Source organism: Mycobacterium sp. UM_Kg1 (assembly GCF_000972925.1).
GTDB classification, from domain to species: Bacteria; Actinomycetota; Actinomycetes; order Mycobacteriales; family Mycobacteriaceae; genus Mycobacterium; species Mycobacterium hiberniae.
In genome coordinates this window covers 1-226 of the sequence record NZ_JRMK01000398.1, presented here as the reverse complement: position 1 = coordinate 226, position 226 = coordinate 1, and the positions used below count along the sequence as shown (strand labels likewise).

The following is a 226-nucleotide window of genomic DNA, read 5'->3' as shown; positions in this document are numbered from 1 at the left end:
CATCGGCGGCATCCTGCATCACGCCCCGTCGCTGCTGGCGTTCACCAACCCCACCATCAACTCCTACAAGCGCCTGGTTCCCGGCTACGAGGCCCCGATCAACCTGGTCTACAGCCAGCGCAACCGCTCGGCCTGCGTGCGCATCCCGATCACCGGCACCAACCCCAAGGCCAAGCGCCTGGAGTTCCGCTGCCCGGACTCCTCGGGCAACCCCTACCTGGCGTTC

The 226-nt window shown here is 67.3% G+C and carries 1 pseudogene; it reads left to right on the top strand.

The features are described 5' to 3' along the window. Positions 1-226 (top strand): annotated as a pseudogene (locus LI92_RS21705) (type I glutamate--ammonia ligase); the annotation flags it as partial.